The sequence below is a fragment of the Dyadobacter sp. UC 10 genome, assembly GCF_008369915.1.
Lineage (GTDB): Bacteria > Bacteroidota > Bacteroidia > Cytophagales > Spirosomataceae > Dyadobacter.
Map to the genome: position 1 here is coordinate 2273312 of NZ_VSRN01000001.1, position 13856 is coordinate 2287167.

At 45.3% G+C, this 13856-nt stretch carries 11 protein-coding genes; 8 read left to right on the forward strand and 3 right to left on the reverse strand.

Features of this window, described 5'->3' with window-relative positions:
- Positions 1 to 3: 3 nt before the first annotated feature.
- Positions 4 to 807 carry an N-acetylmuramic acid 6-phosphate etherase gene (gene murQ / locus FXO21_RS09250; protein ID WP_149639815.1) on the reverse strand — a complete coding sequence of 268 codons (804 nt, stop codon included), beginning with the start codon at positions 805 to 807 and terminating at the stop codon, positions 4 to 6.
- Positions 808 to 1130: 323 nt separating this feature from the next.
- Between murQ and ilvD the strand changes: the two genes are divergently transcribed.
- The 8 genes from ilvD to FXO21_RS09290 all read left to right on the forward strand — a co-directional run bounded on the left by ilvD (position 1131) and on the right by FXO21_RS09290 (position 9213).
- Positions 1131 to 2813: a dihydroxy-acid dehydratase gene (ilvD, locus tag FXO21_RS09255; protein WP_149639816.1), complete on the forward strand. Its 1683-nt coding sequence runs from the start codon at positions 1131 to 1133 to the stop codon at positions 2811 to 2813.
- A 43-nt stretch (positions 2814 to 2856) separates the two neighbouring features.
- Complete coding sequence (gene ilvB / locus FXO21_RS09260; protein WP_149639817.1) at positions 2857 to 4617, forward strand: biosynthetic-type acetolactate synthase large subunit; 1761 nt, start codon at positions 2857 to 2859, stop codon at positions 4615 to 4617.
- Positions 4618 to 4636: 19 nt separating this feature from the next.
- Positions 4637 to 5170 carry an acetolactate synthase small subunit gene (ilvN, locus tag FXO21_RS09265; protein WP_149639818.1) on the forward strand — a complete coding sequence of 178 codons (534 nt, stop codon included), beginning with the start codon at positions 4637 to 4639 and terminating at the stop codon, positions 5168 to 5170.
- Between the two features lie 59 nt (positions 5171 to 5229).
- Positions 5230 to 6276 carry a ketol-acid reductoisomerase gene (gene ilvC / locus FXO21_RS09270; RefSeq protein WP_149639819.1) on the forward strand — a complete coding sequence of 349 codons (1047 nt, stop codon included), beginning with the start codon at positions 5230 to 5232 and terminating at the stop codon, positions 6274 to 6276.
- A 133-nt stretch (positions 6277 to 6409) separates the two neighbouring features.
- On the forward strand, positions 6410 to 7666 hold the full coding sequence (ilvA, locus tag FXO21_RS09275; protein WP_149639820.1) for a threonine ammonia-lyase IlvA: 1257 nt from the start codon (positions 6410 to 6412) through the stop codon (positions 7664 to 7666).
- A 56-nt stretch (positions 7667 to 7722) separates the two neighbouring features.
- Positions 7723 to 8034 (forward strand): nucleotidyltransferase family protein, encoded by a 312-nt coding sequence (locus tag FXO21_RS09280; RefSeq protein WP_149639821.1) that lies wholly within the window; start codon positions 7723 to 7725, stop codon positions 8032 to 8034.
- The gene (locus FXO21_RS09285) at positions 8015 to 8356 is read left to right on the forward strand and encodes a HepT-like ribonuclease domain-containing protein (protein WP_149639822.1); all 342 of its coding nucleotides are present in this window, start codon (positions 8015 to 8017) and stop codon (positions 8354 to 8356) included. The genes FXO21_RS09280 and FXO21_RS09285 overlap by 20 nt, the downstream gene beginning before the upstream one ends.
- Before the next feature lie 8 nt (positions 8357 to 8364).
- A complete protein-coding gene (locus tag FXO21_RS09290; RefSeq protein WP_149639823.1) occupies positions 8365 to 9213 on the forward strand; it encodes an AraC family transcriptional regulator in 849 nt (282 codons plus the stop codon).
- A gap of 64 nt (positions 9214 to 9277) precedes the next feature.
- Here FXO21_RS09290 and FXO21_RS09295 read toward each other — a convergent pair whose 3' ends face one another.
- Positions 9278 to 11920 carry a valine--tRNA ligase gene (locus tag FXO21_RS09295; protein ID WP_149639824.1) on the reverse strand — a complete coding sequence of 881 codons (2643 nt, stop codon included), beginning with the start codon at positions 11918 to 11920 and terminating at the stop codon, positions 9278 to 9280.
- 78 nt (positions 11921 to 11998) lie between these two features.
- A complete protein-coding gene (locus tag FXO21_RS09300; RefSeq protein ID WP_149639825.1) occupies positions 11999 to 13807 on the reverse strand; it encodes a sensor histidine kinase in 1809 nt (602 codons plus the stop codon).
- Positions 13808 to 13856: the final 49 nt, after the last annotated feature.

Genomic DNA, 13856 nt, shown 5'->3' on the forward strand with positions numbered 1-13856 from the left:
AAATCAACTTTTCACTGCATTGATCACCGCACGCACGCTACCGTGCTCACTGAGAAGTGATTCCGCTTCATCGGCAGAAATATTCAATTCCTCCATGATCATTCTGACTGCCCTATCGACCAGTTTTTCATTGGTAAGTTGCATATCTACCATTTTATTTCCCTTCACCTTTCCCAGCCGGATCATCACAGCCGTCGATATCATGTTCAGTGCCAGTTTCTGAGCAGTACCGGATTTCATGCGGGTACTACCCGTCAAAAACTCCGGGCCGACTACGATCTCGACAGGAAATTCTGCTGCACTTGCCACCTTTGAGCCTGCGTTGCAAACGACGCATCCAGTCAGCAAACCTGCGCTGCGGGCCGCGTTCAATCCACCAATTACATAGGGCGTGCGTCCGGAAGCAGCAATACCAATAAGGGTATCGTTTTTGCCGGGCTCATATTCCGCCATATCGATCCAGGCTTGTTCACTATCATCTTCCGCGTTTTCCACAGCTTTACGGATCGCTTTGTCACCTCCTGCTATAATGCCAACTACCAAATCAAATGGTACGCCGAAAGTAGGGGGACATTCCGATGCATCTACCACACCAAGCCTGCCGCTGGTACCGGCTCCTATATAAAATAGCCGGCCTCCCGCCTTCATTCTCGGAACGATCTGTTCGACGAGTGCTTCGATCTGCGGAATAGCCTTTTGAACAGCAAGAGGGACGGTCTGATCTTCTGCATTGATAGAGGTCAGCAATTCGTTGACACTCATTTTTTCGAGATCATTATAATAAGACGAAGATTCGGTAGTAAGCATTTGCGGTGCGATTCGTGAATTTCAAAATTAAATGTTTTCCGTATAGGATGCTTTTGCTTTAAGAAATTTGGTATTAAATAAAGATTATAGACAAAAAATCAACTTAATATTTGGAAAATAAAAAGATACCCCGCTAATTTGTGACATCAAGTTATAAATAGCGAAATTTCGCTGCACTTGAAAAATACGCTATGAATCAGTATCTAATCATCCTAGTTCTTCAAATCGTCACGCCCGGTGCGTGAGTGAGGGCAGGCTATAACATTTTGGCACCTCACTCACAACAAAGAGCGAGGTGCTTTTTATTTAATACAACATTCACCATGTCTGAACTGAACAAATTTTCCAAAACCCTGACCCAGGAAGTCACGAACCCAGCCGCGCAGGCAATGCTTTACGGAATTGGCCTGAAAGAAGAAGATTTTGCTAAACCACAAATCGGAATTGCAAGTACCGGATACGAGGGAAATCCATGCAATATGCATTTAAATGGATTATCTGTATACGTAAAGCAGGGTGTTACAGCCAATGATATGGTCGGTCTGATCTTTAATACGATTGGCGTGTCCGATGGTATGACCAATGGTAATGATGGTATGCAGTACTCCTTGCCGAGTCGGGATATTATCGCAGATTCCATTGAAACCGTAGTTTCCGCGCAATGGTACGATGGTGTGATTGCAGTGGTAGGCTGTGACAAAAATATGCCTGGCGCAATCATGGCAATGGCCCGTTTGGACCGGCCTGCGATCATGGTATATGGTGGAACAATCCGTTCAGGACATTATAAGGGCCAAAAACTGGATATCGTTTCAGCCTTTGAAGCATTGGGTAAGAAGTTTGCAAACAACATCTCAGACGAAGATTTTAAAGGTGTAATTCAAAATTCGATCCCCGGACAAGGTGCCTGCGGCGGGATGTACACAGCTAACACAATGGCTGCATCTATCGAAGCAATGGGATTAAGCCTCCCATTCAGCAGCTCTTACCCTGCAACGCACGAAGGCAAGCAGGAAGAATGCAAGAAGATTGGGGCTGCGATGAAGAAATTACTCGAATTGAATATTACCCCGAAAGAAATTATTACCAAAAAATCGCTTGAAAACGCATTAACAGTAGTAATGGCACTTGGCGGCTCTACAAATGCTGCCCTGCATTACCTGGCTATTGCACGTTCAGCAGGCCTTTGGCTTACTTTGAACGATATTCAGGAAATATCTGACAGAACGCCGTTTATTGCCGATTTGAAACCAAGCGGCAAGTACTATATGGAGGATATCCTGGCCATCGGCGGGGTACCGGCTGTGACTAAATATCTGTATTCAAAAGGTTTGATCCATGGTGATTGCATGACTGTTACAGGGAAGACTGTGGCGGAAAACCTTGCAGAAGCTCCTGATCTTGACTTTGATTCGCAAAAAATGATATTCCCTATCGAGAATGCGATCAAGCCAAGCGGACATATTCAGATTATGTACGGAAACCTCGCTCCGACCGGCGCAGTTGCAAAAATCACCGGGAAAGAAGGGTTGACCTTTGATGGAGAGGCGAAAGTTTGTGAGCACGAGTCGGAGATCATTACGATGCTTGCAAACCATGAAATTAAGCCTGGGCACGTGGTGGTAATCCGCAATGCGGGCCCAAAAGGCGGACCGGGTATGTCGGAAATGCTGAAACCTACATCTGCGGTGATGGGAGCCGGATTGGGAGATAAAATCGCATTGATTACCGACGGACGTTTTTCAGGTGGTACGCACGGATTTGTGGTGGGGCACATTACACCGGAAGCTTTCGACGGCGGACCGATTGCACTGGTGAAAGACGGTGACCGCATTACAATAGATGCCAATACCCGTGAGCTGACCCTGCATATTTCCGATGAGGAAATGGCAGCCCGCAAAGCAGAATGGGTTCAGCCTGCGCCGAAATTTACGAAAGGAATGCTGGGAAGATACATCCGTACCGTGAAATCAGCCAGTGAAGGTTGTGTAACCGACGAGGCGTAATAATTGAGCTTGAAAATTCGTCAGACAAATAAATAGAGGAGTCATGGAATTTAATGAAAATCAAACTGAGACAGTACAAGTTGCCGAAACGGTAGCGGCTGTCGCCAAACCGGAGCTGGTCAACGGATCTCATGCGGTCATCAGGTCATTGATTGAGGAGGGCGTGGAAACTATTTTCGGCTATCCTGGCGGCGCTATTATGCCCGTCTATGACGCGATTTATGACTATCAGGACCAAATCGACCACATTCTCGTACGCCACGAGCAAGGCGCCGCGCATGCGGCGGAAGGTTATGCCCGGGTAAGCGGAAAAGTGGGGGTATGCCTGGTAACATCCGGGCCAGGTGCGACTAATCTCGTAACCGGTATTGCCGACGCAATTATCGATTCGACGCCGCTTGTATGTGTCGTCGGTCAGGTTGCCTCGCATTTGCTTGGTACTGACGCATTTCAGGAAACGGATGTGATCGGAATTACGATACCCATTACGAAGTGGAATTATCAGATCACCCGCGCCGATGAAGTTCCGGAAATAATGGCAAAGGCATTTTATATTGCCAGGTCAGGTCGTCCCGGACCTGTTTTAATCGACATTACAAAAAATGCGCAGAACGAGCTGATGTCGAAAGAGTTTTTATATAAAAAATGTGAAAACCTGATCAGTTACCGTCCTCGCCTTGCGCCAAAAACGGAGCAGGTCGAGGCAGCTGCAAAATTAATCAACGAAGCCAAAAAGCCATTTATATTCGTTGGCCACGGTGTAAGGATCTCCCATGCCGAAAGCGAGTTGCTGCAATTCATTGAAAAAACAGATATCCCTGCAGCCTCCACATTGCTCGGCCTCTCTTCTGTTTCCGTAGATCACCCGAATTACGTGGGTTGGCTGGGAATGCACGGGAATTATGGTACCAATGTGCTGACCAACCAATGCGACCTGATCATTGCAATCGGAATGCGTTTTGACGACCGGGTTACCGGCGACGTGAACCGCTATGCAAAACAGGCAAAAGTTGTCCATATCGAAATTGACCCGGCTGAAATCGGTAAAATTGTGAAAGCCGACGCTCCTGTTGTAGGTGACGCGAAGCTGGCGCTTGAATTATTGCTTCCGCTGGTTAAGGAAAACAATCACAAAGAATGGATTGCTGAATTCAAGAAATTTGATGCGATTGAAGATGAGAAAATCACGCAGCCTGAACTTGCTCCAACCACGGAGAAAATCAAAATGGCCGAGGTGATCCGAACTTTATCTGATAAAACAAAAGGCGAAGCAGTGGTTTTGGCCGATGTAGGCCAGCATCAAATGATGACCGCACGTTATTATCAATTCAAAAAACCTAATTCCTTCATTACCTCGGGCGGTTTGGGAACAATGGGTTATGCATTGCCGGCTGCATTCGGCGCGAAAGTGGGCGCTCCTGATCGGGAGGTCGTTGCATTTATCGGTGATGGTTGTTTTCAAATGACAATCCAGGAATTGGGTACTATCGCACAAAGCGGGCTTCCTGTTAAGATCATTATCTTAAATAATAACTTCCTTGGAATGGTGCGCCAGTGGCAGCAGCTTTTCCACCAGAAGAGATATTCGTTTGTAGAGCTTCAAAACCCTGATTTTATCACCATAGGTAAAGGTTTTGGTATTGACGGACATACCTGCTCGGCGCGTGAAGATCTGAATGCTTCTCTCGACAAAATGCTGGCTTCCGACAAACCTTACCTGCTAGAGGTGATTGTGGAAAAAGAAGAAAACGTATTCCCGATGGTCCCTACCGGTGCTTGCGTGGCGGATATCAGATTAGAATGACATTGAAATTATCGCAATTATGACAACATACACCATTTGTGTCTTCACGGAAAATACGATCGGTATTCTGAATAAGATTACCACGATCCTGACACGCAGACGGATCAATATCGAAAGCCTCACCGTTTCTGAAACCGAACGTAAGGGTATTTCACGCTTTACCATCGTCATTCGACATGATTCCCGGGAAGCCGTTGAAAAACTGGTTCGCCAGATCCGTAAAGTAATAGAAGTACTGGCGGTTTTCGGATATTTGAACGATGATATTGCTTACAATGAAATAGCTTTGTTCAAGGTTTCTACCCCGATTGGAGCAAAACCAATTGATATAGAGACAATTAACAAGGTTTACAAAGCGTGGGTAGTTTACTGGCACCTTACCTATGTGATCATCCAGAAAACAGGTACAGAGGAAGAGATCTTTGAGTTTTTTGATTATATCAAACCGCACGAAATCCTTGAATTTGTAAGATCAGGCAGAGTGGCAGTGAGCAAATCGCCGCAGACTTTGGTTGATTACCTTCCGGAAGCTGAGTGGGAATATTACCAATAGCATTACCTCTGAATAACTATCCTTTTAAAATCGTAATAAATCAATTTAACCAATAATCAATGGCAAAATTAAATTTCGGCGGGGTCGAAGAAGAAGTAGTAACCCGTGAAGAATTTCCTCTTGAAAAAGCGCGTGAAGTACTTTCATCTGAAACAATAGCTGTAATCGGTTACGGCGTACAAGGCCCGGGCCAAAGCCTGAACATGCGTGACAATGGTTTTAATGTAATCGTTGGTCAGCGCCAGGGTGGTAAGTCCTGGGACAAAGCTGTTGCTGACGGCTGGGTGCCAGGAGAAACACTTTTTGATATCGAAGAAGCACTTTCAAAAGGGACTATCATCTGCTATTTGCTTTCTGACGCCGCTCAGATTGAACTTTGGCCAACTGTTAAAAAACACCTTACTGCCGGAAAATCACTGTATTTCTCACACGGTTTTGGTGTTACTTACAAAGACCAGACTGGTATTATCCCTCCTGCTGACGTGGATGTTTACCTTGTTGCTCCGAAAGGATCAGGTACTTCACTTCGCCGCATGTTCGTAGAAGGAAAAGGCTTGAACTCTTCTTTCGCGATCTTCCAGGATGCAACCGGCAAAGCGCGTGAAAAATGTATCGCAATGGGTATCGGTGTAGGTTCAGGCTATTTGTTTGAAACTGATTTCTACCGTGAAGTAACGTCTGACCTAACTGGCGAACGTGGAACTTTGATGGGCGCGATCCAGGGAATTTTTGCTGCACAGTATGAAGTATTGCGTTCAAACGGACATACTCCTTCCGAGGCATTCAACGAAACAGTGGAAGAACTGACGCAATCTTTGATGCCGCTGGTTGCTGAAAATGGTATGGACTGGATGTACGCAAACTGCTCTACTACTGCTCAGCGCGGTGCTTTGGACTGGTGGAAACCTTTCCGTGACGCTACCAAGCCTGTTTTCGAGCAACTTTACAATTCGGTAAAAAGCGGCGAGCAAGCTAATATTTCGATCACACGTAACTCACAGCCTGACTACCGCGTGAAACTGGAAGAAGAATTGGCAGAACTTCGCGAATCTGAAATGTGGAAAGCCGGCAAAACTGTCCGCAGCCTGCGCCCAGAAAACAACTAAAAAAATTATCTTGGACCGCCGGCTGAAGCCGACGTCAATTAATAAAGCAATATTCAATTACCGTTGGCAGAAGCCAACGGTTTTGACTAAAACAAGAGCTTTGCAATTTGCGAAGCTCTTTTCTTTACAAGCAATGGAAACAGTGCATTCGACTCCTACACTAGACAATATATTTCTCGCTGCCGAACGGTTGCGAGGAATTATTAACCATACCCCGATATTGTACAATGCGCATTTGTCAGAGCAGTATAATGCGAATATTTATCTCAAAAGAGAAGATCTGCAAACTGTAAGATCTTATAAAATTCGCGGCGCATATAATAAAATGGCAAGCTTGTCTCCAGCTGAGCTGGCGAACGGGATTGTGTGCGCAAGTGCTGGCAATCATGCGCAGGGAGTAGCTTATGCTTGTCGGCAAATGGAAGTGAAGGGTGCGATTTTCATGCCTACTACCACGCCTGCCCAGAAAGTGAAACAGGTAAGGCTTTTTGGTAAAGAATGGATTGAAATTCATCTTGTAGGAGATACTTACGATGACGCATATTACGCTTCGAAGGAATATCAGACCACAAACAATGCCGTTTTTGTGCATCCTTTTGACGATTTACAGGTAATAGAAGGGCAAGGCACTGTGGGTCTGGAGATTTTTAAGGACGCGGATTTTAAGATCGATTTTATGTTAATGGCGATCGGCGGCGGCGGTTTGGCATCAGGTATCTCTACGGTTTTTAAACAGTTATCCCCCAAAACACAGCTGATCGGCGTAGAGCCGGAAGGTTCTCCCACGATGAGAAGATCCGTTGATGAGGGGAAGGTTATTACATTGGATCACATTGACAAGTTTGTAGACGGCGCAGCTGTTCGCAGAGCCGGGAATATAACTTTTGAAATTTGCCAAAAAAGCCTGGATAAAATCCTATTGATTCCCGAGGGGAAGGTGTGCTCTACTATATTACAGCTTTATAATGAAGAGGCAATTGTAGCCGAACCAGCCGGCGCACTTACGGTTTCGGCACTGGATTTTATGAAAGACGAAATCAAAGGTAAGAACGTGGTTGTGCTGATCAGCGGTGGCAATAATGATATTACCCGAACCGAGGAGATCAAGGAAAGATCACTGTTATACGAAGGGTTGAAGCATTACTTCATAATTCGATTTCCGCAACGTTCGGGCGCTTTTCGGGAATTTTTGAATGTTTTGGGGCCAAATGATGATATTGCAAGGTTTGAATATGTAAAAAAAACAAACCGTGAGCAGGGGCCAGCGTTGGTAGGCATCGAACTTAAAAACCGCGAAGATTTCGCTCCCCTGATAGAGCGGATGGATGAGAACAGGGTTGTATATGAGTACCTTAACGACCAGCCGGATTTGTTTCAGTTTATGGTTTGAATTGGTTAATGCATATCTTAGTTATTCAAATAATGCGTTTGTAACCACTTTTAATCATGGCCGTTCAAAACAAGCAGGAAGTTTTACAACTTATTCAACACCATAAACCTGCTATCCAGCGTTTGGGCGCTGAACGTCTTGGACTCTTTGGATCTTTCGTTCGCGAAGAGCAGAAAGATGAAAGCGATGTGGATCTCGTCGTAGAATTTATTGAAGGCAAGAAAACCTTTCGGAATTTCATGAATTTGGCTGACTATCTTGAAGCTATCTTTAACAGAAAGGTAGAGTTGGTAACATGGCAATCGCTGGCATCTTTCGTCCAGCGGAATGTTAAAGAAGAAATTGAATATGTCACCATCACTGATTGAGTTTCTGCAACATATCGAAGCTGAGCTTACATTCATTGAGAAACATACGGATTCTATTGAGTTTGAGTCTTTTGTAGATAACGATATGCTTAATAAAGCTATCGTGAGAAGTTTCGAAATTATTGGCGAGGCATGTAAGAGAATTCCTGATGATGTCAGGATAAAATATCCCTTGTTTAACTGGCGCGGATTTGCCGGTCTGCGTGATAGAATGATTCACCATTATTGGGGAATTGATTACGACTTACTATGGGATGCTGTTCGAACCGAGGTGCCTTTCCACCGCGCCTGGATAAGTCTGATTATTGAAAAAGAAAGCTAACCCAGCAATTGCTCCGCGTACCTTCCGATATCAGCTCCTCCGAATTCGAGTCCCTGAAAATTCAGGATATGACTTTTGTTGCCTATCGCAACGAAGTATATCCCTCCAAATACGATGTTTTTTTTGAAGAGCATGCGGTAATCGTTGTATTAGAGGGAGAAAAAAAATTCACCAGTCCTAATCAGGAAGTGCATGTAGAAAAGGGGGATATTCTTTTTGTCCAGCGGGGCTTCTATTTAATGTCGGAGTCAATTAATGAATCCTACAAAAGTCTGGTCTTCTTTTTTGATGAAAAATTGCTGAAAGAATTCGTCGGCTTACATCCAGAACTTTTCAATACGCGGGAACAAAAAAAAACGTTTGAAAATCCGATCCTGCTTTTAAAGTCAGACGATAATTTTGAAAAATTCATTCAATCGGTATTCCCCTATTTCCGTTCACGTACAGCCTTAAAAAATCATTTTCTCCGGCTAAAATTTCAGGAGCTGCTTCTGCATTTGCTGGAATTGGACAACTCCCAACAACTCAGGTCGATATTATATAGTTTGTACAAAGGTGAAAAAGTAGACCTGGCTTTTTTAATGAACAGCTATTATCTCAAACCATTGACCCTTGACGAACTGGCAAAGCTTTCCGGCCGTAGCTTATCTGCCTTTAAACGTGATTTCCAGGAAGAATTTCATACTTCTCCGGCATTCTGGCTCAAAAATAAACGCCTGGATTATGCCCATTTTCTATTGAGAAACAGTACGAAAAATGTGTCTGAGATCAGTACTGAGATTGGTTACGAGAGCGTTTCACATTTTATCAAAACTTACAAGGAAAAGTACGGCGTAACCCCAAAGAAGCAAGGGTGATCTGCGACTGATCGCAAATCATTCCTGCTTCTTTGGGGTATCTTTCTGTTTTCTTTTATTTTAACTAACCTAACCTGGTCAGCGCTTCTTTCAAAGTCTCAATCTTCGCTTCCGCATCTGCCTGTTTTTGCCGCTCTTTTTCTACAATATCCCCTTTTGCATTCTGTACAAAACGTTCATTTGAAAGCTTTTTCAAAACAGCGTCCAAAAAGCCCTGCGTATATTCAAGCTCTCTCTGCAGATTTTCTTTTTCCGACTCTACATCCACCTCGTCAGCCAGATTCACAAAAAACTCATCGGACTTAACCCTGAACGAAGTACCTTCACCTTCCTCATCCACATAACGGATGCCTTCTACATTTGCCAGCTTCACGATCAGGCTTTCCAGAATCTGGTAACGTTCTCTTGAATCGGTGCGGATCGCCAGCGGAAGCGCCACTTTGGGACTGATCCCCTTGGTATTTCGAATATTCCGGATCGCCGAAACCAGCTCAAAAAGTATATCAAAGTCATTCAGCAACGACTGATCAATCTCTTTCGCCTGCGGGAACTGCGCAATGCAAATAGAGTCATTCGCCGGACGCTCGATGATATTCTGCCAGATTTCCTCTGAAATAAAAGGCATAAACGGATGCAGTAAACGCATCAGCCTGTCGAAGAAGTCAAGCGTAGAATCGTAGGTATTCAGATCGATGGGCTGCTCAAAACCCGGTTTAATCATTTCCAGGTACTGTGCACAGAAATCGTCCCAGATCAGCTTGTAAACCGAATTCAATGCGTCGGAAATACGGAATTTATTAAAATGGTCCTGTACTTCCGCCAAAGTCTGGTTGAGTTTGCTTTCAAACCACTGTACCGCAATTTCAGAACCTTGCGGAACCGGTAACTCCATATCGACCGTCCAGCCCTTCACAAGGCGGAATGCATTCCATATTTTATTGCCAAAATTCCTACCCTGCTCCACCAGTTTTTCGTCATAAGGCAGGTCATTTCCAGCCTGTGAGCTGAAAAGCATTCCGGTGCGGATACTATCGGCTCCATATTGTTCGATGAGATCAATCGGATCGGGCGAGTTTCCAAGTGACTTGGACATTTTTCGTCCCTGCTTATCACGCACAATACCAGTCAGATACACATTTTTAAAAGGATACTGACCTCTGTATTCATAACCTGCAATGATCATTCTTGCCACCCAGAAAAACAGGATTTCGGGCGCAGTGACCAGGTCGTTGGTAGGATAGTAATAATTTACCTCCTCATTTTCAGGTTCTTTTATGCCGTTAAATACGGATATCGGCCACAGCCAGGAAGAAAACCAGGTATCGAGCACATCAGGATCCTGGGTAAGATCTTCTTCGGTCAATGCAAAAAGCTGGTATTCGTGCTGCGCCTTGCGCAATGCTTCTCTCTTCGATTTGGCAATAATAACCGTCCCGTCGTTCAGGTAATAGGCAGGAATGCGGTGGCCCCACCAGAGCTGGCGGCTGATATTCCAATCGCGCACGTTTTCCATCCAGTGGCGATATGTGTTCTTGAATTTCGCGGGGATCAGCTGAACGGTATCATTCATCACATTTTCAAATGCGGGCTTGCTGATTTTTTCCATTTTCAAAAACCATTGCTCCGAGAGCCGCGGCTCAATTACCGCATTTGTCCGCTCCGAGTGTCCGACATTAGATTTATACTCCTCTGTCTTGACCAGGCTACCCGATTCTTCCAGTAGTTTGATGATTTTTTTACGGGCTGTAAAACGGTCTTCCCCTATCAGTATCTGCGCCTTTTCATTCAGTGTACCATCCTCATTCAGCAGATCGATGATTTGAAGATTGTGTTTTTTCCCTAGCTCATAATCGTTGGTATCGTGCGCAGGAGTCACTTTCAATGCTCCGGTGCCAAACTCCATTTCTACATACTCGTCTGCAATAACAGGAATAGCACGATCGATCAGAGGGATCAATACTTTTTTACCGATCAATTGCTGGTAACGCTCGTCGTTTGGATTCACACAAATCGCCACATCCGCCATAATCGTCTCGGGCCGCGTAGTAGCGATCACAATCCCTTCCTCCATACTCCCTCTTCCATTCTCCTCTGCCAAAGGATATTTGAGATAGACCAATTTCTGGTTCACCTCTTTCATTATAACCTCTTCGTCGGAAACAGTCGTGCGGGCCTGCGGATCCCAGTTGACCATCCGGTGGCCGCGGTAGATATCTCCTTTATTATACAGATCGATAAAAACGTCGATCACCGAATCGTACAAATCGGGCTCCATCGTGAAACGCGTACGGTCCCAGTCGCAGGATGCACCGAGTTTGCGTAACTGTTTCAGGATAATACCGCCGTATTTGTGTGTCCATTCCCAGCAATATCCCAGAAATTCATCACGGGTAAGATCCTGCTTGCTGATTCCCTTTTCTTTGAGCATTGCCACGACTTTGGCTTCCGTTGCAATAGACGCATGGTCGGTACCAGGTACCCAGCAGGCTTCTTTACCTTCCATTCTCGCCTTCCGGACGAGGATATCCTGGATCGTATTATTGAGCATGTGCCCCATGTGCAGTACTCCGGTCACATTGGGCGGGGGGATAACGATCGTGTAAGGCTCTTTGTCAGGATTTGGTTTGGAGTTGAAAAACTTGTTTTCGATCCAATAGGAATACCATTTGTCCTCAATTTCCTGGGGAGCGTATGTTTTGGAAATCATTGTGTAGTCAGAAATTTACCTAAACCGGCAGTTGCTCATTGTAAAAAGCAGGCAAGTTAGGATTTGCGGCCGATATTTCTAAGCGATTGCCGCTTTGCTTAGCGGGAGCCAAACGGTAAAAATGCTCCCTTCGCCGGGTTTGCTTTGTACTTTGACGGTACCTTCATGCGCCTCTACCATTTTTCGGACATAGCTTAATCCCAAACCAAATCCTTTCACGTCGTGCACGTTTCCGGTTGGTACCCGGTAAAACGTATCAAAAATCCGCTGCTGCTGGTCGCGGTTCATACCAATCCCTTTGTCCGCTATCGAAATGGAGATACCTTCATTTTCATTCCAGGTTCTGATCGCAATGTGCAGCTTGTCAGGCGAATATTTGATCGCATTGTCGATCAGGTTATTCAATATGTTTGAAATATGCACTTCATCCGCCGAGACAATTTCATTCGCAGCTTCAAAGTCCAGATCTACTTCTCCCTCCTTTTGCTCGATCTGTACGCTTTGTCCATTTAATACTTTGCCGATCAGATCATGGATATTTGCTTCGCTTATTTTCAGCTTGACGTGACCTTTGTCGAGCAGCGCCATTTGCAGTACTTTTTCCACATGCGTCCCGAGCCGCCGGTTTTCTTCTTTAATAATGCCAAGATAGCGGTCCAGTCTGGGACTCCCACCCTGGGGAAGGCTCGCCGAATTCTCATGTGCCATTTCTGCCGCGAGTGCAATTGTGGAAATAGGCGTTTTGAACTCGTGCGTCATATTATTGATAAAGTCATTCTTGATATCCGAGAGCTTTTTCTGGCGCAGGATCGTAGTTACGGCCATGTAAAAACACGCCATGACCACCAGTATCAATACGCCTGACCCTCCAAACATCACGCCCATATTACTAAGAATGTAACGTTGCTGGTCGGGGAAATAGACGTAAAGCGCACTTTGGGTGTTGAAAGTTTCATTGGGGAAAAGAGATGCTTTGTAGGATTTTTGCTCCCAATCCCCGGGCCGCATGCTGGCCGTTGAAAAGATCAGGCTATCGTTTGACTGGCCGCGTACTGCAAATTCGTAAGGCAAAGTAATTCCGTTCTGAATTAATTGCTTTTTTAATAAAGTATCGAGCAAAAACCTGTTAACGCGCTGTTCAATAGGTCTTTTGGTATAAACAAAATCCTTCATCACCTCTTTCAGCAACTCGGCCCTGTCTGGCTCGGCTTGCGTAGCTGCCTTACTTTTTTGCGCATTCCTGACGCTGTTCGGTAGCGCTACCCTGCGGTTCGCAATCGCCCCGGAAACTGAGTCACGGGCTCCTCTTGATGCGGGTTTTCTAATCTCCGGATCATAAATCCCTCGGAACACATTTCCCAGCCGTTTTTCATCCTCCATTCTTCTGCGCATAAATTCATCGATCCCTGCCATTCCATATTGCTGGGCCTGGAAAAATTCTTCCATTATACGCTGCTGATGGTCGACCATGATCCGGAAGTTCGGGCTTAAAACATCCGCAGGTACCGCCTCTGTAATGATCTGATAATGGATTTCTTCTCCATTCGGTCCGATCGCAATCTCCATTTTCGGCTGGACGCGGACGACCTGTTCCGCGTGGGCTTCTGTTTTCTTCGGGGCAGATTTTTTAACAGGCACGCGTAATTGCGCAATCCTGTCCAGCTTGCTTTTTTGCTGCTCAGCTTCGATCCTTCTTTGCAGCAGGTGCATCATTTCCTGCTTTTCCAGGCGATGTACAACTTCCTGCACAGATTCCGAAACCTTGTGGTTAAACTGATCGTGACGGATGGAGATAGCCTCCCTGATCCAATACCACTGAAATCCGATCAGTCCGATCAGCGCCATGCACATCAAGCCAACTATAATCTGAATTTTCCGCTTATTCATAAATTTTCATTTCTCCGGTGCAACGCCTCCTGCCAGTTCACCGACATTC